Origin of the sequence: Weissella sagaensis (assembly GCF_005405285.1) — a bacterium.
Classification (GTDB): Bacteria; Bacillota; Bacilli; order Lactobacillales; family Lactobacillaceae; genus Weissella; species Weissella sagaensis.
The window spans coordinates 100,062-121,007 of sequence record NZ_BJDT01000004.1 but is presented as its reverse complement, the minus strand read 5'-3'; the positions used below and the strand labels follow the sequence as shown (position 1 = coordinate 121,007).

22 protein-coding genes are annotated in these 20,946 nt (G+C 37.0%); all 22 read left to right on the top strand.

Translation table 11 applies throughout. The features are described 5' to 3' along the window. Nucleotides 1-28 precede the first annotated feature (28 nt). The 22 genes from FFM55_RS05410 to fakA all read left to right on the top strand — a co-directional run bounded on the left by FFM55_RS05410 (nt 29) and on the right by fakA (nt 20,902). Nucleotides 29-751, top strand: a complete 723-nt coding sequence (locus FFM55_RS05410) for a YebC/PmpR family DNA-binding transcriptional regulator (protein WP_042493341.1) — start codon at nt 29-31, stop codon at nt 749-751. A 242-nt stretch (nt 752-993) separates the two neighbouring features. After that, entirely contained in the window at nt 994-2,445 is a 1,452-nt protein-coding gene (locus FFM55_RS05405; RefSeq protein WP_081839314.1) for an NCS2 family permease, read from the top strand. Between the two features lie 133 nt (nt 2,446-2,578). After that, nucleotides 2,579-3,487: a competence type IV pilus ATPase ComGA gene (comGA, locus tag FFM55_RS05400; protein WP_275667569.1), complete on the top strand. Its 909-nt coding sequence runs from the start codon at nt 2,579-2,581 to the stop codon at nt 3,485-3,487. Then, on the top strand, nt 3,438-4,430 hold the full coding sequence (locus tag FFM55_RS05395) for a type II secretion system F family protein (RefSeq protein WP_042493343.1): 993 nt from the start codon (nt 3,438-3,440) through the stop codon (nt 4,428-4,430). Before comGA ends, FFM55_RS05395 begins: the two co-directional genes overlap by 50 nt. Continuing rightward, complete coding sequence (locus FFM55_RS05390) at nt 4,427-4,762, top strand: competence type IV pilus major pilin ComGC (protein ID WP_052348425.1); 336 nt, start codon at nt 4,427-4,429, stop codon at nt 4,760-4,762. Before FFM55_RS05395 ends, FFM55_RS05390 begins: the two co-directional genes overlap by 4 nt. A gap of 22 nt (nt 4,763-4,784) precedes the next feature. Beyond that, a complete protein-coding gene (locus FFM55_RS05385) occupies nt 4,785-5,156 on the top strand; it encodes a hypothetical protein (RefSeq protein WP_137600652.1) in 372 nt (123 codons plus the stop codon). Continuing rightward, the gene (locus FFM55_RS05380; protein ID WP_137600651.1) at nt 5,131-5,340 is read left to right on the top strand and encodes a hypothetical protein; all 210 of its coding nucleotides are present in this window, start codon (nt 5,131-5,133) and stop codon (nt 5,338-5,340) included. The genes FFM55_RS05385 and FFM55_RS05380 overlap by 26 nt, the downstream gene beginning before the upstream one ends. Next, nucleotides 5,313-5,750: a type II secretion system protein gene (locus FFM55_RS05375; RefSeq protein WP_081839315.1), complete on the top strand. Its 438-nt coding sequence runs from the start codon at nt 5,313-5,315 to the stop codon at nt 5,748-5,750. Before FFM55_RS05380 ends, FFM55_RS05375 begins: the two co-directional genes overlap by 28 nt. After that, entirely contained in the window at nt 5,734-6,030 is a 297-nt protein-coding gene (locus FFM55_RS05370) for a hypothetical protein (RefSeq protein ID WP_137600650.1), read from the top strand. The genes FFM55_RS05375 and FFM55_RS05370 overlap by 17 nt, the downstream gene beginning before the upstream one ends. A 65-nt stretch (nt 6,031-6,095) precedes the next feature. Next, on the top strand, nt 6,096-7,103 hold the full coding sequence (locus FFM55_RS05365) for a class I SAM-dependent methyltransferase (RefSeq protein ID WP_042493349.1): 1,008 nt from the start codon (nt 6,096-6,098) through the stop codon (nt 7,101-7,103). A 106-nt stretch (nt 7,104-7,209) separates the two neighbouring features. Then, nucleotides 7,210-8,397 carry an acetate/propionate family kinase gene (locus tag FFM55_RS05360; RefSeq protein ID WP_042493351.1) on the top strand — a complete coding sequence of 396 codons (1,188 nt, stop codon included), beginning with the start codon at nt 7,210-7,212 and terminating at the stop codon, nt 8,395-8,397. 139 nt (nt 8,398-8,536) lie between these two features. Next, a complete protein-coding gene (priA, locus tag FFM55_RS05355; RefSeq protein WP_042493352.1) occupies nt 8,537-10,957 on the top strand; it encodes a primosomal protein N' in 2,421 nt (806 codons plus the stop codon). 65 nt (nt 10,958-11,022) lie between these two features. Then, entirely contained in the window at nt 11,023-11,973 is a 951-nt protein-coding gene (gene fmt, locus FFM55_RS05350) for a methionyl-tRNA formyltransferase (RefSeq protein ID WP_042493353.1), read from the top strand. Further along, nucleotides 11,966-13,336, top strand: coding sequence for a 16S rRNA (cytosine(967)-C(5))-methyltransferase RsmB (rsmB, locus tag FFM55_RS05345; protein WP_042493356.1), 1,371 nt, complete (start codon nt 11,966-11,968; stop codon nt 13,334-13,336). The genes fmt and rsmB overlap by 8 nt, the downstream gene beginning before the upstream one ends. A gap of 36 nt (nt 13,337-13,372) precedes the next feature. Beyond that, nucleotides 13,373-14,113 carry a Stp1/IreP family PP2C-type Ser/Thr phosphatase gene (locus tag FFM55_RS05340; RefSeq protein ID WP_042493358.1) on the top strand — a complete coding sequence of 247 codons (741 nt, stop codon included), beginning with the start codon at nt 13,373-13,375 and terminating at the stop codon, nt 14,111-14,113. Beyond that, on the top strand, nt 14,113-16,074 hold the full coding sequence (gene pknB, locus FFM55_RS05335; RefSeq protein ID WP_042493360.1) for a Stk1 family PASTA domain-containing Ser/Thr kinase: 1,962 nt from the start codon (nt 14,113-14,115) through the stop codon (nt 16,072-16,074). Before FFM55_RS05340 ends, pknB begins: the two co-directional genes overlap by 1 nt. 22 nt (nt 16,075-16,096) lie before the next feature. Continuing rightward, nucleotides 16,097-17,011: a ribosome small subunit-dependent GTPase A gene (gene rsgA, locus FFM55_RS05330; protein WP_042493361.1), complete on the top strand. Its 915-nt coding sequence runs from the start codon at nt 16,097-16,099 to the stop codon at nt 17,009-17,011. A gap of 26 nt (nt 17,012-17,037) precedes the next feature. Beyond that, on the top strand, nt 17,038-17,697 hold the full coding sequence (gene rpe / locus FFM55_RS05325; RefSeq protein WP_042493362.1) for a ribulose-phosphate 3-epimerase: 660 nt from the start codon (nt 17,038-17,040) through the stop codon (nt 17,695-17,697). Further along, a complete protein-coding gene (locus FFM55_RS05320; RefSeq protein WP_042493366.1) occupies nt 17,697-18,365 on the top strand; it encodes a thiamine diphosphokinase in 669 nt (222 codons plus the stop codon). The genes rpe and FFM55_RS05320 overlap by 1 nt, the downstream gene beginning before the upstream one ends. A 118-nt stretch (nt 18,366-18,483) precedes the next feature. Then, nucleotides 18,484-18,684: a 50S ribosomal protein L28 gene (gene rpmB / locus FFM55_RS05315; protein WP_003609111.1), complete on the top strand. Its 201-nt coding sequence runs from the start codon at nt 18,484-18,486 to the stop codon at nt 18,682-18,684. 142 nt (nt 18,685-18,826) lie between these two features. After that, on the top strand, nt 18,827-19,189 hold the full coding sequence (locus FFM55_RS05310; RefSeq protein WP_042493369.1) for an Asp23/Gls24 family envelope stress response protein: 363 nt from the start codon (nt 18,827-18,829) through the stop codon (nt 19,187-19,189). A 24-nt stretch (nt 19,190-19,213) separates the two neighbouring features. Next, nucleotides 19,214-20,902: a DAK2 domain-containing protein gene (fakA, locus tag FFM55_RS05305; RefSeq protein ID WP_042493371.1), complete on the top strand. Its 1,689-nt coding sequence runs from the start codon at nt 19,214-19,216 to the stop codon at nt 20,900-20,902. Nucleotides 20,903-20,946: the final 44 nt, after the last annotated feature.

Sequence of the window (20,946 nt, the reverse complement as noted above, 5' to 3'; positions counted from 1 at the left end):
AATTTTCGATAGAAAAGGGGTTTCTGAAATGTCAGGACATAGTAAATGGCATAACATCCAAGGACGTAAGAACGCCCAAGATGCGAAGCGTGGTAAGATTTTCCAAAAGTTAGCTCGTGATTTGTACACGGCAGCTAAAGCAGGCGGTGTTGATCCAGATTCAAACTCAGGTTTGCGTTTGGTTATTGACAAAGCAAAAGCAGCTAACATGCCAAAAGATAATATCCAACGTGCTTTGGACAAAGCTTCTGGTGCAGATGGTGCTAACTATCAAGAATTGACTTATGAAGGTTATGGACCGGCTGGTATTGCTGTTTTAGTTGAAGCTCTAACGGATAATACTAACCGTACAGCTGCATCTGTTCGTGCTTCATTCAAGCACTTTGGTGGTGAATTAGGAACATCAGGATCAGTTTCATTCCAATTTGATCGTAAGGGTTACATTGAAATTGAGCGTGATGAAGATACTGAAATTGATGAAGATCAATTGTTTGAAGATATGTTAGATGCTGGTGCAGATGATATGAAAACATTTGATGAACAATTTGAAATATATACTGAGCCAAAGGCCTTTCCAGAAGTACGTGATGCACTAATAGAAAAGGGCTATGTATTGGTTAACGATGAAGTTACAATGGTTGCGCAAAATCCAATGGCAGTGCCTGAAGATAAGCAAGAATCATTGGCAGGATTGGTTTCTGAGCTTGAAGAAAACGAAGATGTTCAAGCCGTTTATACAACAGCTGAATAATTCAACAAAGAACTTGTTATTAAAACAAGTTTTTTTTTTGAAAAGAATTGACTATTTTCTAATTTAGAGATATGGTTAATTTTATTTGAATAAAGTCGTTAACGTGTTTTGCCACAGACTTAAACATAAGAGAATTAATGGATGATCGTGTATATGCGACATGTTTTGATATGAAACTCTCTATTGGATGGGTCATGTTTTCAAATGACGTTGACATGATTTTTTAGGGAGAAGAACTTATTATGTTGGAGCGTTTCTTTAAGCTATCAGAAAACAATACAAATGTACGTACTGAAATCATTGCCGGTATGACGACTTTTGTTGCGATGGCTTATATTATCTTTTTAAATCCGTCAGTCCTTGCATTGACGGGAATGCCTAGTCAAGGCGTGTTTTTAGCAACTATTTTAACAGCTGTAACGGGGACTTTAATTACCGGGTTATTTGCCAATTTACCTTACGCACTAGCACCTTCAATTGGTATGCAAGCTATGTTTACCTATACAATTGTGTTTGGGTTAGGGTACACTTGGCAACAGGCATTGGGAATGGTATTTTTAGTTGGTTTAGTTGATGTGATTATTACGTTAACCAAAGTACGTTCTTTGATTGTTAAATCAATTCCAGTGCAGTTAAAGCATGCCATCGCAGCTGGAATTGGCCTTTATATTGCATATATTGGATTAAAAAATGCTGGCTTTATTAACTTTTTAGTTGATGGCCAAAATATCATTTCTTTAAATAACAAACCGTTTGACGGTGGCGGTGCTAAAGTAGTTGAGACCTTAACAGCTAATGGGGGAACTACACCGCAATTAACTTCTTTTACTGATCCATCTGTGTTACTAGCATTAATTGGTTTGATATTACTAGTTTTGTTAGTAATTGCAAATGTGCCAGGTGCCTTTTTGATTTCAGTATTTGTAACAACTTTAATCGGTATACCAATGGGTGTTACGAATACACACATCAGTGGTCTATCAGCATTTTCAACAACTTTCCATGACTTTGGATCTATTTTTGGGCAAGCGTTAGGCTCACATGGATTATGGTCAATGTTTACGTCACCAAAAGATATTTTAATCGTCATTTTAACAGTCTTTTCAATGGGCCTTTCTGGTTTGTTTGATGCAATCGGTACGTTTATTGGTACGGGTATTTCAACTGGTATTTTTTCACCAGCAGATCAAAAAGAATTCTATGAAAATAAAGGGTTTAAATCAAAAATGGATCGTGGACTAGTTGCAGATACATTTGCAACAATGTTTGCAGGTATTTTTGGAACGTCAAATACGACAACCTTTATTGAAGCATCAATTGGTATTAAAGCTGGTGGACGTACGGGTCTAACGGCAGTTGTCGTTGCGATTGGATTCTTATTTTCAATTATTGCTGCCCCATTAGTTAACGTTATTCCTAGTGCTGCAACCGCGCCTATCCTAGTTGTTGTGGGGATTATGATGATGAATGAATTTAAGCTGATTGATTGGGATGACATTGAAATTGCGATTCCTGCATTCTTTACAGCAGCGTTTATGGCATTTTCATATTCAATTTCGTATGGTATTGCTGCTGGATTCATCTTCTTTGTTTTGATTAAGAGTGTTAGACGTAAGTTCAATGAAATTAGCATTATCTTATGGTTCGTTTCAATATTGTTTATTTTGAATTTCGTTGTAATGGCGCTAAATTAAATATTATTTGAATTTCTCAAAGGTGTACAAGCACTTTTGAGAAATTTTTTTTGGACATTTTTATCAGACTAACGTCATTGTATATGTTAGGAGGTTAAAAAATTGTGCAAATAAAAAAACGTTTTACGACATATTGAAGCAAGCGGCAAGTGACCATGTTAGTGACATTTATATTTTGACAAATCAAGAAGGATTTCAGGTATTAACTTATGCAATAAATGGTTTAAAAAATATTGGTCAGTTAAATACTGATTGTGGTGAAGCTATCATTCGGCATATTAAATTTTCGGCTTGTATGGATATTAGCGAAATTCGTCGACCGCAATTAGGACGTTGGCAGTATTTATTAAATGAACAGTCCTTGTATTTACGAATTTCTAGTGTTGCGGATTTTTTAAATCGTGAATCTGTTGTCATTCGCTTAATTTACGATATGCAAGATGCTGTTTTACAATGGCTGCCTGCCGATCAGATGACTGAATTAGGTCATTTATTAAGACGACAGCAAGGTTTGATTTTGTTAGCAGGGCAAATGGGCTCTGGTAAAACCACAACGATGTATCATGCTGCTTCAAAGTATTTAAAAAATAAAATGGTCTTAACTATTGAAGATCCAGTCGAATTGGTTGCACCAGATTTTTTACAACTTCAGGTCAATAATGCGGCAAATATGAGTTACGAACAATTACTAAAACTAGCGCTACGTCATCATCCAGATGTCATGATTATTGGTGAAATTCGAGATGCTAGTACGGCGCAAATTGTTGCGCAAGCAGCTTTAAGTGGTCACCTTATTTTAAGTACAGTACATGCTATGTCAATTACGGGTATTTGGTATCGATTGCGATCATTTGGTATTTCAGCAGATATTTTACAACAAATTTTAGTTGGTTTGGGTTATCAAAAAATGATTTATCAATCGACATCGTCTTATGTACAATTGGAAATTACCAGTGGTGATAAAATTGATAACTTATTGGTGGAGTTAAAAAATGAAGAAAAAAATCATGTGGCAGCGCAAAAGGCAAGCGGAATTTTTTGAGAATTTAAGTTATTTATTATCAGTGGGTTATGATTTAGAAAATGCGTTAAAAATGGTACAAGTATTGTTAAAAATACCAAAGCAACAAATACATTTAATTTTAGTGGAATTGCGAGCAGGGGCAACGTTTTCACAAGTAATGACCCCATATGTCAGGCAAGAATTAATTCAGCAATTAGACTTTGCAGCTGTCCATGGGCGCTTAGTAGAATTATTACAAGCATTGGGGCACCGTGAACGTGATCGCTTATTGCAATATCGCAAATTACGACAAGTACTTTTGTATCCAGCTGTGTTATTAATTTTATTAGGATTTATGTTAGCGGCATTCGTGATATTTTTATTACCAGAATTGCAACAATTGGGTGTTAATTTACAATTATTAGATATAAAAAAGCCTTATTATTGGGTGATAGGTTGGACTGTAAGTATTGTAAGTGGCATTTTTTATTATAAAAAACAATCATGGTATAAACGTTTAAAACTATTAATGAAAGTACCATTGGTTGGTAAAGTGATTAAACTTAGTGTTGAGTATTATATTTGCTTGCAGCTTGGATTATTGTTAACTAGTGGCGTGGAACTATCGACAATTGTTAAACGAGCGCAACAAGCACGACAGTATCAATTAACAGCTTATATCGGTGATAAGGCATGGCGAGCATTAAGTGATGGGCGCACCATTGACCAATTTATTTTGGAATTAGAATTATTACCCAAAGAATGTTCGTTACTGTTTACACGTGGGCAACCACAATATCAAGTTGGTGAAGAATTCCAAATATTAGCACAACGTAAGTTTCGATTACTTGATGAACTTATTCAAAAATATATGACATTCATTCAACCGATTTGTTTTGCAATAATTGGTGTGGTTGTGATTGGCATGTATTATTTAACGCTTGTACCAATGTATCAAAGTATGGGAGGTATTATCCAATGATTAAAATGCAACGTCGTGTCCGTACACGGAAAGGATTTACATTAATTGAAGTTGTAACAACTTTATTTATTGTTGGATTATTAGTAGTGCTGATCTACCCAAACGTATTTAATATTCGAAAAATGGCTGAAGAAAAGCAACAAACAGTATTATTTAATACTTTGCAAAATCAGGTAAATATGTATCGAATTGCCCATAATGATACAGAACGACAGGATATAACGTTATCAACATTAATGAATTCTGGTTATTTAACGTCTGCACAAGTACAGCAAATGGGACGAGCACATTTTGAAATTAAGGGAGATCGCGTTGTTGTTCAAGGCAAGTAGGATGATTCGCAAAGGGGTTACGTTGGTTGAAACCATTGTTGTCCTAATGATCGGCCTGTTAATTTCAATCCCTATTATAATAGTGACCGATAAGCAAGATCGTGACTGGCAGTGTGTAAAAACTGAATTTCAGGAAAAGTATCTGTTAATGCAACAACAAGCGAATCTTGGGTACTTTTCTGAATTTGATATATTAAGTCGACAACAAACCATTTTTATTGGGGATGAAGAAATTACGTTACCCACTAATTGGCGAGCAGATAACTATACTAAAATTCGTTGGAAAAAAACATATGTGACAGCTGGTACGATTAGATTTTTTAATGTAAAAACGAAAAAATATGTTAGTTTAATTTTTCAATTAGGAGGTGGTACGTATCGTTTTACAACGTAAAGGATTTTTATTAGTAGAAGCAATGGTTGGCATGACGATTATTGTGGGGGTAGTTACAATTTTGTTAACGGTTGTTGAAATGGTTCAACAACAAGATCGTCAAAATGAAGTAAGGATTGCTAAAATTAAACAAAAATATTATCAGGAACAACAAGCATGGTTAAAAGGCGAGGTTTTACCTTAGTTGAGTGTATGATTTCATTGCTTATTTTCAGCAGTATTTTACTTGTCTTGGTTATTTCATCGCAAGGATTGCAACAAGTAAAACAGCATCAAAAGACTGATATACAAAAGGTATTAGTGAATCAATTTGTAAAACGATTAGAAATTGATGCAATGCATTACCGTGTCATAGAGATTAGCGATTATGACTTAACGATATTCAATACCAAGACTAATACTCATTATCAATTAGGCGTCAGAGGGTATTGTCTATGCTTATATCGTTATAATGGTAAATTTATGTCGTATTTAAGACATGTTAAACATGTTGGTTTTAAAAAAATTGCGCCACATTTATACCAAATAACCTTAATATTTACTAACGATGCAGTTTTTAAGGAAGAAGTTTATATTAATGAATACACGACGTAAGGGATTCATGCTCAGTCAAATCGTTATATTGAGTTTTAGTTTGCTTGGAGCAGCAATGCTCTGGATGGGAAGCCAAATGCATTATCAAATGATGCAAGATCGAGAATATCTTTATTGGTCACATAAATATGAGGCAGTTAATTATGTACGGCGGACAAAAAAATTGCAGGTTGAGTCGCAAAGTAATAAATTGCCACGAGTCGTTATGATAGACGATAAAATTTATTATGTAAGGGTTAGTAAATATCTAATTGTAAAGGTTCCCAAAATAAGTAACTAATGCACCTTGTCAGTCCGTTAGAAACTAGCTAAACTAGTCTCTGTATGAAAGATGAGGTAATTAACATGTATGAAGCGATTGAAAAAAGCGTAAAGAGCTTACAAGCTGCGCAAAAAAAAATAACAGAGTTCATTGATGGTGCATCAATTGAAGCTTTAATTATCTTGTTTGAAATGATGCTTGGTCAAACTGATGAAGAATTTGAAGGCTTGACTAATGAGCAAAAGCAAAGTGTTATAGCTGATGTTACGGCAGCTGATTTTGGAGCATTAAGTAAAACTGACAAACGTCAAGTTTTACAATTTTTATTAGTGGGGACCATTCATCAAGATGGCTTACAGGCTAATTATCAAGTAACACCAGATGCTATTGGTATGTGGGTGACTTTAATTGCAAGTGCTTTTATTGGTCAAAAAACAGACGTAACACTTAAGGATTTAGCATTGGGAACCGGTAATTTAATGGCCACAGTCAGTCAATCATTACAAGCCAAGGGTACTAGTGTTGAGGCTATTGGTATCGAAAATGATGACACGATGTTAACGGTTGCGAGTGGCGTTGCTGCCTTACTAGAAGAAAAGTGGGATATTACACTAGCTGATAGTGTCACAATGTCTATGCAAAATGATGCTGATATCGTGGTTGGTGATTTGCCTGTTGGTTATTATCCAAAAACAGCACCAGAGAAATATGAAACACGGGTTGAAAAAGGATTAACTTTTGTTCACCATTTGTTAATTGAACAAAGCGTGGCTGCTGTAAAACCGGGTGGGTTAGTTATTTTGACGGTACCTACAAACTTATTTGAAAGTGATCAAAGTAAATCTTTGTTACGTTATATACAAACAGATGATGTCTATTTCCAAGCTTTACTTCAACTACCAAATAATCTATTCAAAGACCCTAAAATGGGTAAAGTAATCTTGATATTGCAACGTTCAGGGGGGGATTCCCGTCAAGCAAAACCAGTCATGTTGGCTAAAGCACCGACATTATCTGACAAAGCTGAAAATAAAAACTTTGTGACAGAATTGACAGATTGGATGAAAGCAAATCACGTGTACATGCACTAGTATCAAGGGTTTATGTTAATCTTAGGCTTAACGAATTGGCCTATTTTATGATATACTCATTATAAGATAATTATGAATTCCGTCAGGAAAGAGGAGATAAGTGTACATGGCTAAAACAATGGCGATTAACGCTGGATCATCATCACTAAAATTTCAATTATTTGAAATGCCAGCAGAAACGGTGATTGCAAAGGGACAAGTAGAACGTATTGGAATGAACGATTCAATCTTTACTTTGAAGTATAATGGAGAAAAATTTGAAGTTGTACAAGATATTGCGGATCACGAAGCTGCAATTAATCTTTTGCTTGCACAATTGAAAGAACACGAAGTTATTGCAGACTTTTCAGAAATTACTGGTGTGGGTCACCGTATCGTTGCAGGTGGGGAGTGGTTTAACAAGTCGGTTGTTGTTGACGACGAAGTACTAAACAAAATTGAGCGTTTGGCTGATTATGCACCTTTGCACAACGCTTCAGAGGCTTTGGGAATTCGTGTATTCCAAAAGTTGTTGCCTAACGCATTGTCAGTTGCTGTTTTTGATACGGCGTTCCACCAATCAATGCCAAAGAAGAACTACCTTTACGCTTTGCCATATGAGTATTACACAAAGTATGGTGCACGTAAGTATGGTGCTCACGGAACGTCACACAAGTACGTTGCACAACGTACGGCTGACATCCTTGGTAAGAAATTAGAAGATCTAAAAATTATTACTTTGCACCTAGGTGCTGGGGCATCAATTACAGCAATTAAAGATGGTAAGTCTTTCGACACATCAATGGGCTTCACCCCATTAGCTGGTGTTGCGATGGCAACTCGTACAGGGGATGTTGATCCTTCTCTTGTTTATTACATTCAAAATCGTGAAGGTTTATCTAATGATGAAATGCTTAATATTTTGAATAAAAAGTCAGGATTGTTAGGTGTGTCATCACTTTCTTCAGATATGCGTGATTTGGAAGAAGTTGAAGACACAAATGACCATGCAGCGTTAGCAATTGAAATGTTTATCGACCGTGTTGTTCGTTATGTTGGTCAATACTATGTTGAATTGGGTGGTGTTGATGCATTGACGTTTACTGCAGGTATTGGTGAAAATGCTGCTAATGTACGTGAAGCAATCATTGATCGGTTGGCATTTATGGGTATTAAACTAGATGCTGAGAAAAATGAATTGCGTGATGATGAGGTGATCATTTCATCTGAAGATTCAACAGCCAAGGTTTTGAAGGTTGCTACGAATGAAGAGTTAATGATTGCTCGCGATGTGCAAACATTACAAGCAAACTAAACAAACAATTAAAGCTAGAACTGAAAAGTTCTGGCTTTTTCTTTGGAGTATTTAAAAGCCACGATAGGTTTAATTCTGGTAGAATGGGGTATGTGATTATTCTTTTGAATAAACTTTTTTAAAAAAGGGGGAACTATTTATGTATGCGCAAGTAATTGTTGATGTGCCAACGATGCAAACTAATCGACCATATACTTATCGTATACCAGCACCCATGTTAGAAATTTTAAGGCGTGGTATGCGTGTTGTTGTTCCCTTTGGAAAAGGAAATCGTTTAGTACAAGGATTTGTTGTTGGTATTAAAGAAGACGCCCAACAAACAGAACAATTAAAAGAGATTATGCAAGTAGTTGAAATGACCCCCGTATTAAACGATGAGTTATTGCAATTAGCATCATGGTTAGCAGAATATAACTTTGCTTTTCAAATTAGTGTTTTACAAACGATGTTGCCAAATGTTATGCGGGCCAAGTACGGTAAAGTACTAAGATTATTGGCGCCTGATCAATTAAGCGACTGGCCACAGATTGCGTTATTATTTGCAGATCGAGGTGAAATACCATTTGATAGCGACAATGTTGATAGCGAACTACTACCGCAATTACTAAAACTACAAAAAAAGCATATCATTGAAATTGGTTATTTGGTTAAGAATCGCGCTAAAGTTAAGATGGTAAATGTTTTAAAACCAACTAAAGATGCCGATTTTTATAAAAATCAATTAGAACGGTTAAGGCCGTCAGCAGTAAAACAATCACGGATGTTAACCTTTTTACTACAGGCTCCTAAAAAATTTGTTCCAGTAAAAGATGTTATTAACCGTCACCATTTAGATTATGCTGTTATTAAACAAGCAGAAAATAAAGGATGGTTGGTACAGCGTCAAATGGAATCATATCGAATTCCAAAATTGCAGACACCGGTGCAACCTAGTCAGCCACTACCATTAAATGATGAACAAAAGCAGGCGTATACAGCAATAATAGCGAATATAGTACAACCAAAAACACAAACGTTTTTGTTGGAGGGTGTTACTGGTTCTGGTAAAACGGAAGTTTATTTACAATCTATTGCGAAAGCACTAGCTGCGGGTAAGACAGCGTTAATGTTAGTACCAGAGATTACATTGACCCCTCAGATGGTGCGTCGTGTGAAAAGTCGGTTTGGTGACGATGTGGCAGTGATGCATTCTGGGCTATCAGATGGGGAACGTTATGATGAATGGCGACGAGTCCAACGTGGTGAAGTGCATGTGGTTGTTGGTGCACGATCAGCAATTTTTGCACCGTTGACCAATATTGGATTAATCATCATTGATGAGGAGCACGAAGCTTCATATAAGCAAGATGATAATCCACGGTATCATGCGCGTGACGTTGCACAGTGGCGTGTCGAATATTATGGTGCAACCCTGTTATTAGGATCTGCAACGCCATCACTGGAAAGTCGTGCACGAGCACAAAAAGGGGTGTATCAGCTTTTATCATTAACCAAGAGAGCGACACAGAGTGTATTACCAACTACTGAGATTGTTGATATGCGAGAGTCTATAAAATATAATAACGACGATGTTTTTTCACCACAATTATTAGATAGTATGCAGGAAAAATTAGATCAACAAGAACAAATTGTATTAATGTTAAATCGACGTGGTTATGCTAATTTTATTATTTGTCGTGATTGTGGGTACACACCCAGATGTGTCAATTGTGATGTTGCTTTAACGGTTCATAAAGATGTTGGTCGCTTGATTTGCCATTATTGTGGTTATAATGAATTAATACCACATCAATGTAAAATTTGTGGTTCTAAACGAATTCGACAATTTGGAACAGGTACACAAAAAGTTGTTGAACATTTAAAAGAAGTATTACCGCAAGCTCGTGTATTAAGAATGGATGTTGATACCACTCGTAAAAAAGGGGCCGTTGATAAAATGTTGACAGCATTTGGTAATCAGGAAGCTGATATTCTTTTGGGAACACAAATGATTGCAAAGGGATTGGATTTTCCAAACGTCACGTTAGTAGGAATTTTAAATGCCGATACCACTTTGACTTTACCAGATTTTAGAGCTTCTGAACGAACCTTTCAGTTATTAACACAAGTTTCAGGTCGTGCAGGTCGTGCACAAAAACCGGGTAATGTCATTTTGCAGACCTTTAATCCAGAGCATTATGCTATTCAGTTAGCCAAAAATCAAGATTATGAGGGCTTTTATCATCAAGAAATGGCACTCCGGCATGCTTGGCACTACACGCCATACTATTTTACGGTCCAAATTAAATTTGCGCATGAACAAGTTGATCAAGCAGCTAAGTTTGCATTTGAAACAACTAACTGGTTAAAAAATATTGTAGAAAAAGACACGATTATGTTAGGCCCTGCACCTAGTACGATTTCACGTATAAAAAACAAATACTATTATCGTGTGGTTATCAAATATCGGTTTGATCAACATTTAATGCAAGCATTAACAGAATTAATGCATAAAGGACAACAATTGCAACGACAAGGTGTCACAATTATGATTGATCGTGAACCAACTAATTTTATTTAAAGGCATTTAGATAATAACCATTAATTAAATGGTATTATCATACATATAAATAGAGGAGTTAAAAAATGACAAGTATCGTTTTCATGGGGACCCCTAATTTTTCAGTCCCAATTTTAAAAAGCCTAGTCGACAATCCAGATTATGATGTACAGGCAGTTTTAACGCAACCAGATCGTCCAGTTGGACGTAAGCATATTTTAACACCTACACCTGTTAAAGAAGTTGCTGTTAAAGCAGGTATTCCTGTTTTGCAACCTAATAAATTATCTGGTTCAAATGAAATGCAGCAAATTATTGATTTAGCCCCAGACTTAATTATTACAGCAGCATATGGACAATTTTTGCCAACAAAACTATTAGATGCGGCTCAGATTGCAGCAATTAACGTACATGCATCGCTGTTGCCAAAGTATCGTGGGGGTGCACCAATCCATTATGCTGTTTTAAATGGTGACGATAAAACAGGTGTCACAATTATGTATATGGTTAAAGCCATGGATGCTGGTGACATTATTGCACAAAAAGAGTTACCAATTTTATCAACTGATAATACAGGTATTTTATTTGATAAATTAAGTGATTTGGGTCGTGACTTACTATTAGAGACTTTGCCTGATTTGATTGCTGGTAGAATTAAACCAGTTGCACAAGATCCAGATGAAGTCACATTTTCACCAAATATTAAGCCGGAAGAAGAAATATTAGATTTTACAAAATCAGCCCAAATGATTCACAATCATGTTCGAGGATTAAACCCGTTCCCAATTGCACATACGACGATTAATGGCGTGCGGACAAAAATTCATCAAACACATTTGGTTGATGAAACGACAACTGCTTTACCAGGAACGGTGGTAAAAAAAGGTAAGCATGATTTATGGTTAGCTACAGGAGATGGTAAGGTAATTGCTATTGATGAGCTGCAACCAGCTGGAAAACCTAAAATGGCAATTACAGCCTATTTAAATGGTCATGCTAAATTTGCACAAGGAGATCAAGTAATTACACATGAGTAATAAAACGAATCAAAAAATTGCGAATTGGGAGCAAACTAATTCGCGTGCATTAGCTGTGCGTGTACTAGAAAAAGTTAACAATGGTGCATATTCTAATTTGCAATTAAATAGTGTTATTAAACAAGCTAATTTATCAGAAAAAAATGTTCATTTAATGACAACAATGGTTTACGGTGTGATTCAACACCGGCTAACACTCGAATATTGGTTGACACCTTTTGTTAAACGACCACAGAAGTTGAACCCATGGGTACGTGAATTATTGTTTATTTCTTTATACCAAATGCAATATTTAGATAAAATTCCAGACCATGCTATTTTTGATGAGGCTATTAACATCGCAAAGCGGCGAGGACATGATGGTATTCGTAAGTTTGTTACGGGTGTTTTACATGCTGTTCAACGGCAAGGCCTACCAGACATTAAAAGCATTGATGATCCGGTTGAACAATTATCTATACAAGCATCATTGCCATTGTGGCTGATTCAAACATTACAAGATCAATTGGGATGGGAAAAAACAGTCGCCATTGCCAGTGCAATTAACGAATCACCGGCACAATCAGTTCGGGTTAACCATGCCGTTACCACAATTTCTGAGGTTACCGATCTGTTGGAAGCAGCAGGTTTTAATGTTGAACCATCGCAGGTAACGCCTGATGCATTATTGGTTTCAGGTGGACACGTTGCAAGTTCACAATTGTTTAAAGATGGATTATTAACATTGCAAGATGAATCGGCCATGCTGATGGTGCCAAGTTTGGCAGTGACACCAACTGATTATGTATTAGATGCAGCAGCTGCACCGGGTGGTAAAACAACGCAAATAGCAACATATTTAGATGCAACCCAAGGTGGTAAGGTAACAGCTTTAGATATTCATGAGCATAAAGCTAAATTAATTAAAGAAAATGCTTTGCGACTACATGTTGCTGATCGTATTGAAACACAAGTTTTAGATGCACGAAAAGTAGATGAAAAATTTGCGGATGAAACCTTTGATCGTATTTTAGTGGACGCACCATGTTCAGGTTTTGGATTATTGAGACGCAAGCCTGAAATTCGTTACGAAAAGTCACTTGATGATAGTTATCAATTACAAAAAATTCAAAAAGCTATTTTGGATGCCGTGGCAAGTAAACTAAAAAAAGGTGGTCGACTAGTTTATGGTACATGTACCATATTAAAGCCTGAAAATGAAGATGTTATCGACGCATTTTTGGCGGATCATAATGATTTTAAGTTAGTGCCGACACAGACATCATTAGACTTAGATGTGTTAGATGAACGTGGTATGTTACACATCTATCCAGATGATTTTGGCTCTGATGGTTTTTTCGTCGCAACATTAGTTAAGCAATAAAAGGTAACTAGTGTATTTATGAAGGGATGATAAAATATGAAAATTGCCTATGCATCTGATACTGGGCGCATGCGCACCGACAACCAAGATTATGTTAGTGTTTTTATTAATCAATCGGGAATCCAACTTGCCATTGTTGCTGATGGTGTTGGTGGTCAAAACGGTGGTGATGTCGCAGCTACGATGGCAGTATCACATATTGGTAATCAGTGGGAACAGGCTCGTATTACCACAGTAGATGATGCCAAACAGTGGTTGGTTAATCATATTAATAGTGAAAATGACACAATTGTTCAAACGGCACAGCGTTATCATACTTTAAATGGGATGGCGACAACTTTGGTTGTTGCGGTCATTTTTGCTAATGAGATGGTTGTTGCCAATATTGGTGATTCCAGAGCTTATGTGATTCGTCAAAAACAAATGCGCCAATTAACAACAGATCATAATTTAGCGAACGAATTACTACAAGAGGGTGCTATCACACAAGATGAAGCAGTTACACATCCAGGACGTCATTTAATTACAAGACAGTTAGGTGTAACAGAAGATTCAAAAGCTGATTTGTTTGCAATTAGTATTCAGCCGGATGATTATATTTTAATGACTACGGATGGTATGCCCAAACATATTAGTGATGAAGAAATACTACAAATAATTTTGGCTGCACCTGAAATTTCGCAGGCAGTAACACAATTAATTACCCTAACCAATGAGACAGGTGGATCAGACAATGTTACTGTGCTGATTGGTCATCAAGAAAGTGAGGTTAACTAATGCGAAAAAATCAATTAATTGGTGAACGTTATCGCATTATCAAATCACTTGGTGAGGGTGGCATGGCCAATGTCTATCAAGCACATGATATTATTTTAGATCGGGATGTCTCGTTAAAATTAATGCGCTTTGATATGCAAGATGATGAAAAAACACGGCGTCGTTTTAGTAATGAAATTGAAGCTACGTCATCAATATTACATCCAAATATTATTGAAGTGTATGACTATGGTGAAGAGGGTGGTTCCCAATATTTGGTAACTGAGTTTGTTGCGGGGATGGATTTAAAACGTTATATTGCACAGAACTGGCCCATTCCGGTTAGTCGCATAATTGATATTATGCGTGAAATTTTAGCTGGAATAGCTGTAGCGCATCAAGCAGGTATTATCCATCGGGATTTAAAGCCCCAAAATATTTTAATTAGTAATGATGGTGAAGCAAAAATTTCTGATTTCGGCATCGCTAGAGCGCAAAGTTCATTTGGGATGACGCAGACTAATACGGCTATTGGATCCGTCCATTATATGTCTCCTGAACAAGTACGTGGAGATGTTGCATCAAATCGTAGTGACATTTATTCACTAGGCATTATGCTTTTTGAAATGATTACAGGTCATGTTCCCTTTGACGGTGAGACTGCTGTTGCCATTGCAGTGAAACATACGCAAAGTCCAATGCCATCGGTCCGTGATGTTGATCCACGTGTACCCCAAGCTTTGGAAAATGTTATTTTTAAAGCAACAGCTAAAAATCCAATGAGTCGCTATGCTTCTGCACAAGCTATGTCAGAAGATCTTGCAACAGCCTTATCAGCCAATCGCATTAACGAGCCTAGGTGGCATGATTCGGATATAACGTCAGAAGATAATACAGTGACTAAAATTATTCCACTCGCAGATATTCAATCTAAGGCTAATCAACAACCAATCCAGACAAGTACAAATGAGGTAAAAGCAACAGCTGAACAAACACCGTTAAAATCACAAACAACGTCTGCTAAAGTAACACCTAAGCCCAAACCCAACAGGAAAAAGCGTCGCTATTTCTTAGGTGTAATCATTTTGATTGTAGCGTTATTAGTTGGCTTTTTTATCTACGGTGCCATGCAACCAGACAAGGTACATGTGTCTGATGTAAAAGGAATGACACAAGCAAATGCTATAAAGACCATTAAAGAAGATGGCTTAAAGGTTGGCGACATTACTGAAACACGTTCTGATACAATTGAGCAAGGGAAGGTTGTTAAAACCGATCCTACACGTAATAAGGCTGTGCCAGTTAATACAGTGATTAACTTAGTTGTATCAAAGGGGTCAGCAAAAGTAAGATTTGGCGATTATGTGAATGAAAAATATAGTTCCGTCCGTGAACAATTAGAAGATAAGGGGTATAAAGTATCCCAAAAGAAAATTGCAGATGATACCGTGCCTAAGGGCTATATTGTTGAACAAAATATTAATGCTGAAGATCGGGTTTTACCTAATAAAACAAAGGTGAAATTTAGTGTTTCAAAGGGGCCAAAGAAACATACGGTTCCTGACTTTACAGGTAAATCACAAAATGCAGTTTTAGTATGGGCACAAAATAATGGTGTAATGATTAATTTTGATAGTGTTAATTCTAATAGCATTACAAGAGGAAAAGTTGTGTCACAATCAATTGCGCCTGGAATTAAAGTTTCAAAGAATGAGACAATGTTAGTGACTTTGTCAAAAGGTCCAGCTGTTACGTCAAGTTCTGTTGAAGAAAGACCTTCAGAATCTAGACAGGATTCGTCAAACTCGGCATCGACTTCATCGAGTGTATCGGATGATGACGACGATGAGAAGCCAGCGCAATCCAGTGAATCTTCACAAAGCAGTGGGTCAAGTGAGACAACCAGTGCGAACGAAGAGCACAGTACATCAACACCACCAGTGTCACAATCATCAAGTTCTGTAGATTCAGATGATGATTAACCATATTTAGATAGGAGAATTGATGGCAGAATACCATGGACAAATTCAGTTGGCATTAGCTGGCTTTTATGATGTTTTAACGGCTGAAGGTACTTTGTTTCGTACACGAGCACGTGGCAATTTCCGTAAAAAAGATTTAAAACCATTAGTTGGTGATTGGGTAACGTTTAGTGCCCAGACATCTAAAGAAGGTTATATCTTAGCAATTGATCAACGTCGAAATAGTATTGTGAGACCACCGGTCGCAAATGTTGATCAAGTTATTGTTGTGACAGCGGTTAAAATGCCAGATTGGTCAAGCAATTTGTTAGATCGTCAATTAGTTGCTTTAGAAGAAAAAAATATTGAACCAGTTATTTATTTCACAAAAACAGATCTATTAACTAAAGCAGAGATGGCTTCATTTGCAGATATTGTTGCTGGTTATCGAGAAATTGGTTACCAAGTTGTTTGGCCTGATGAGGCTTTTGATCAGACAAGTTTAAAAACTGTTAAAAAACTCTTAGCAGATAAACTAACGGTTTTAATGGGACAAACTGGGGCCGGAAAAAGTACTTTGTTAAATCATCTTTCACCAGAACTTAACTTGGCAACGGGAGAAGTATCGCAAGCATTAAGTCGTGGAAAACATACGACACGTCAGGTTTCTTTAATTGAATTATATGGCGGTTTAGTTGCTGATACACCTGGCTTTTCAGCATTTGAAGTTTTCGATATGCCTGCTCGTGAATTGGGGCAATATTTCCGTGAACTAAACGATTATGCTCGTAATTGTCGGTTTAGAGGTTGTGTTCATCTAAATGAACCCAATTGTGCTGTTAAAGAAGCAGTTTCTCAGGGAAAAATTATGGCATCACGTTATGATAATTATAAATTGTTCTATGATTTGATTGCAGGTCGTCGCCCGGTTTATAATAAACATGATAAAAAACATTAAATAATACATTAAAGAGGGAAATAGTTATGACAATTAAGGTAGCACCATCAATTTTAGCTGCAGATTATTTGAACTTGGAACGTGATGTCCATACAGTTGAAGAAGCTGGGGCAGAATTGTTACACATTGATGTGATGGATGGGTTGTTTGTGCCATCAATTGCATATGGTCCTAATTGGGTAAAAGCATTGCGCCCAAAAACTAAGATGATTTTAGATGTACATTTAATGGCCGTTGATCCTGAACGTTATATTGATGAATTTGCCCAGGCAGGTGCTGATATTATTGGTGTGCATTATGAAGCTACAAATCATATCCATCGTGCTTTGCAACAAATTAAAGGGCATGGTATTAAAGCAGAAGTTGTTATTAATCCGGGTACAGCAGTCTCTTTGATTGAGCCTGTGCTACACATGGTTGATCAAGTATTAATTATGACTGTTAATCCAGGTTTTGGTGGTCAAAAGTTTTTGCCTGAAACAATTGATAAAATTGCAACATTGGCAAAAATTAAAGCAGAAAAGGGCTACGATTTTGATATTGAAATCGATGGTGGTGCTAATGATGAAACGACTAAGTTAGCATACGAAGCTGGCGCAACAGTTGCAGTAGCCGGTTCATATGTTTATGATAAAGTAGATCCAGCCGCTAAAATCGCCCGCTTGAAGGCGGTTACCACGGATTGATGGAACGCATACGTTTGTTAGTTGGTGGTCCAATTTCTGAATGGCCTGATAGCTTAAAAGCTGGCCGATTATCAGGCCCTTGGGCTGCTGCAGATCGAGGGTCGTTACGCTTGTTGGCGTTGGGACAAACACCAATTTTGACAGTTGGTGATTTTGACTCTGTTACATTAAAAGAACGGCGAGATGTTATTGAAAAATTGCCTAATATTGTTAGTGTAAAGCCTGAAAAAGATGATACAGATACTGAATTATTATTAACTTTAATTCAAGAACAATATAATCCTGATAAAATTGAAATTTATGGTGCGACAGGTGGCCGGATTGATCAATTACTATCTAATATTTGGATTTTTACACAAACTAGGTTTGAAAATATTGTTCAAAAAGTCACGATTATTGATCGGATTAATCGAATTGATTTTTATTTACCTGGAGAGCATAAAATTATGAAAGATCCAGATATGAAATATCTTGGCTTTATGCCATTAACACCTGTTACTGGTTTGACATTAGTTGATGAAAAGTACCAGCTAATAGATTGGTCAGGTAATCCATTTTCCTTCTCATCTAATGAATTTGTGGGGAATGAAAATCATTTCTCGTTCGAAAGTGGTATTGTCGCAGTGATACAAAGTCGAGACTTAATTGGTCAAACTGCGGAGCAATAAAAGTGTAAAGTAAAAATACTTTACACAAAACCCTTGCTTATTGTGCAAGGGTTTGGTATTATTATTCAAGTAAATAAAAGCACTGAATTAAAAGAGCTTAAGATTGGAGGGTAAACATATGGCAGTTGATGCAGTCAATGGAAAGCGTACTCGTTTCGGTAACCAACGTTCACACGCCCTTAACTCAAGTCGTCGTAGCTGGAAGCCAAACTTGCAAAAAGTGACGGTTAAGATTAACGGTTCAGCACCTAAGAAGGTGTACCTATCAGCTCGTACTTTGAAGGCTGGTTTGAAGAACGGTTCAATTGAGCGTGTATAAGAATTTAAAGCTACCGTTTGGTAGCTTTTTTCTTTACCTAGCATTTGTATATTAATAAACATGATTGTGATGGTTCATAGATAAATTAAATGATCAGCACATGTGGTAAAATAATATATAGCTTAATATGGAGGTCATTCTAATGGCAGTGAAGATCCAAACAGCACAAGGTGCAATTGAAATTGAAAATGATGTCATCGCAACAATTGTTGGTGGTGCTGTAACTGATAATTATGGTGTTGTTGGTATGGCAAGCCAAAATCCATTGCGTGATGGTGTAAATCAAATATTAAATGGTGATAGCTTCTCAAAGGGCGTGGTTGTTCGTCAACAAGATGGTGGCGTCACAGTAGATGTTCATATTATTGTTGGGTATGGCTTGAAGATTTCCGAAATTTCAAAAAGTGTACAAGCACGTGTGAAAAATGATTTGAATGTGATGTTAGGCATTGTTGCTAGCAGTGTTAATGTAACGGTTCAAGGTGTGCGTATACTAGGAGATTAGCCTGGTTATAAGGAGTTGAATACGGTGGAAGTTGTAACGACAATTACTAATGTTGAATTTGGTAAAATGGTTAACGCAGCAGCTGATGCGTTAAAAAATAATGCGGAAAAAATTAATAAATTAAATGTTTTCCCGGTTCCCGATGGTGATACCGGTACAAACATGACGTTGTCAATGGCAAGTGGTGCTGAATACGAGCGAAACGAAGCGAATACGCACCTTGGTCAGTTAGCTAAAGCAACTGCTAAGGGTCTATTGATGGGAGCCCGTGGCAATTCTGGGGTTATCTTGTCACAAATATTTCGTGGTTTTGCTGCTAAAATTGCAGATAAAGAAACCTTATCAGCACGTGATTTAGCAGATGCACTAATGGGTGGGGCTGAGACGGCTTATAAGGCGGTTATGAAGCCTACTGAAGGAACTATTCTAACAGTTATTCGTGAGGCAGCCGCAGCGGCAAATCGTACCGCTAAAAGCTCTGATGATGCAACCCAAGTTATGGCAGATGCTTTGGCAGCAGCTGAAAAGGCTTTGGCCTCAACGCCTGATTTATTACCAGTATTAAAAGAAGTTGGCGTTGTTGACTCAGGTGGTCAAGGGTTAGTGATTGTTTTGAGTGCATTTTATGCTGTTTTATCAGGGCAAGAAGTTAAGACTGAGCTAGATAATGCCAATTTAGATGCAATGGTTCTATCATTACATAATGCAGGTGTACAAGGTGAATTAAATCCTGATGACATTACTTATGGTTACTGTACTGAAATTATGGTAGACATTGCCAAAGGGACAACATACAATCAAAAATTTGATTATGATACTTTTTATGACCATTTAGCTAAGTTAGGTGATTCATTATTGGTTATCAATGATGATGATGTTGTTAAAGTGCATGTGCACACTGAGGATCCAGGTAATGTGATTAACTGGGGAACGCAATTTGGTTCACTTCGTAAGGCGAAAGTTGATAATATGCGTGATCAACAAGTAGAAGCAGCAACTGTTGCCGCTGAGCAAAAATCTCAAAATCATACAGCACAAACAGAAACACAGGCACCTGAAATTGCAGTGATTACAACAGCTGCTGGTGAAGGAATTAAAGAAATTTTTGCTTCGACTGGTGCTACTGTGATTATTGATAGTCAACAAGCGCCTTCAACTCAAGATTTGTTGAAAGCCATTACTGATAGTCGTGCAACCTCAGCTATTATTTTGCCAAACGATGGTAACATCGTGATGGCTGCTGAACAAGCAGTTGAGTTAGCAGATATACCAGTTAAGGTGGTTAAAACAAAGACGATACAACAAGGTCTAACAGCGCTAGTCTTGGGTTACGATCAGATGAAATCACTTGAAGAAAATGTGGTATCGATGCAGAATGCGTTGGCTGATGTAAAGTCTGGTTCTGTTACGACATCAGTTCGTAGCACAACTATTAACGGCTTGGCTATTCAAACTGGTGATGCTATTGGGTTATTAGATGGTGAGATTGTTGTTGCAGTACCAGATGCTAACATTAATCAAGCAGCTGCAGAGTTACTTGAAAAAATGACTGATGAAGAATCAGAGCTGGTGACGATTTATTATGGTCAGGATGCAACGATTGCTGACGCGCAAGCATTACAACAAGTTGGTGAATCATTGGATGACGAATTAGAATTTGAAATCCATGATGGTGGTCAACCACTATATCCAATTTTGATTTCAGTTGAATAAAGTTCTAACGTGGGTTAGCACATTGACATGAATGAGCTACAAAA

Excerpts from the sequence above, each read along its gene's own strand:
- rsgA (WP_042493361.1), top strand. The coding sequence starts at position 16,097 with ATGGCAGAATACCATGGACAAATTCAGTTGGCATTAGCTGGCTTTTAT.
- FFM55_RS05375 (WP_081839315.1), top strand. The coding sequence starts at position 5,313 with ATGGTTAAAAGGCGAGGTTTTACCTTAGTTGAGTGTATGATTTCATTG.
- FFM55_RS05370 (WP_137600650.1), top strand. The coding sequence starts at position 5,734 with ATGAATACACGACGTAAGGGATTCATGCTCAGTCAAATCGTTATATTG.
- FFM55_RS05310 (WP_042493369.1), top strand. The coding sequence starts at position 18,827 with ATGGCAGTGAAGATCCAAACAGCACAAGGTGCAATTGAAATTGAAAAT.
- rpe (WP_042493362.1), top strand. The coding sequence starts at position 17,038 with ATGACAATTAAGGTAGCACCATCAATTTTAGCTGCAGATTATTTGAAC.
- FFM55_RS05390 (WP_052348425.1), top strand. The coding sequence starts at position 4,427 with ATGATTAAAATGCAACGTCGTGTCCGTACACGGAAAGGATTTACATTA.
- FFM55_RS05320 (WP_042493366.1), top strand. The coding sequence starts at position 17,697 with ATGGAACGCATACGTTTGTTAGTTGGTGGTCCAATTTCTGAATGGCCT.
- FFM55_RS05395 (WP_042493343.1), top strand. The coding sequence starts at position 3,438 with ATGAAGAAAAAAATCATGTGGCAGCGCAAAAGGCAAGCGGAATTTTTT.
- priA (WP_042493352.1), top strand. The coding sequence starts at position 8,537 with ATGTATGCGCAAGTAATTGTTGATGTGCCAACGATGCAAACTAATCGA.
- FFM55_RS05410 (WP_042493341.1), top strand. The coding sequence starts at position 29 with ATGTCAGGACATAGTAAATGGCATAACATCCAAGGACGTAAGAACGCC.
- FFM55_RS05360 (WP_042493351.1), top strand. The coding sequence starts at position 7,210 with ATGGCTAAAACAATGGCGATTAACGCTGGATCATCATCACTAAAATTT.
- pknB (WP_042493360.1), top strand. The coding sequence starts at position 14,113 with ATGCGAAAAAATCAATTAATTGGTGAACGTTATCGCATTATCAAATCA.
- FFM55_RS05365 (WP_042493349.1), top strand. The coding sequence starts at position 6,096 with ATGTATGAAGCGATTGAAAAAAGCGTAAAGAGCTTACAAGCTGCGCAA.
- FFM55_RS05340 (WP_042493358.1), top strand. The coding sequence starts at position 13,373 with ATGAAAATTGCCTATGCATCTGATACTGGGCGCATGCGCACCGACAAC.
- rsmB (WP_042493356.1), top strand. The coding sequence starts at position 11,966 with ATGAGTAATAAAACGAATCAAAAAATTGCGAATTGGGAGCAAACTAAT.
- rpmB (WP_003609111.1), top strand. The coding sequence starts at position 18,484 with ATGGCAGTTGATGCAGTCAATGGAAAGCGTACTCGTTTCGGTAACCAA.
- fmt (WP_042493353.1), top strand. The coding sequence starts at position 11,023 with ATGACAAGTATCGTTTTCATGGGGACCCCTAATTTTTCAGTCCCAATT.
- FFM55_RS05405 (WP_081839314.1), top strand. The coding sequence starts at position 994 with ATGTTGGAGCGTTTCTTTAAGCTATCAGAAAACAATACAAATGTACGT.